General features: G+C 30.6%; 1 protein-coding gene. It reads right to left on the bottom strand.

Going from position 1 to position 546, the window contains the following annotated elements; genetic code table 11:
- On the bottom strand, positions 1-318 hold a 318-nt coding region (locus tag HMPREF2937_RS02030; protein ID WP_083326903.1), incomplete at its 3' end, for a protein rep.
- Between the last annotated feature and the right edge of the window lie 228 nt (positions 319-546).

The raw sequence follows: 546 nt of genomic DNA, 5'->3' as shown, positions 1-546 counted from the left end.
TAAATCATCTGATTTCACATTAGGAGTGGTTAGAGTTAAAAATAAAAACTCTTTTTGTTCTTTTTGTTTGATATACTGCATCATTAAAGATAATCCCAATGCATCTTTACGAGCTTTACGCCAAGCACATACAGGACAGAACCGGTTTTTACATAAATTCGACTTATATAGTTTCTTTTTCTGCAAAGTTTTATCCGCAACAAATGATAAAAATGTATTACAGTCCTTTATCAAATACATCTGTCCCTCTCTCACATGTCTCTCAATAAATTTTTGAAATACTTGATTTCTTTGTTTTTTCTCAGTATACTTGTCCATGATATATCACACAAAACAACCTTGTTTTTTTACAAAACAATGCCTATAAAAAGTTGCTTTTTCTCCTTTCTATTTTCGTTTAGCTTAGACACCTAAAACGATACAATAGTATGCTGAAAAAAGCAACTTTTTTTGTGTTCAATCCAGTTGTATCAATGGTTTGAATGATGTGAGGTTACATTGTAATAGTTACCTATAGTATCAAGACAAGAAGAAACTCGTTTCACT

Origin of the sequence: Staphylococcus sp. HMSC061G12 (genome assembly GCF_001838465.1) — a bacterium.
Lineage (GTDB): Bacteria > Bacillota > Bacilli > Staphylococcales > Staphylococcaceae > Staphylococcus > Staphylococcus simulans.
Note: the sequence above shows the minus strand (reverse complement) of the source record. Positions and strands in the feature narration are given on the sequence as shown.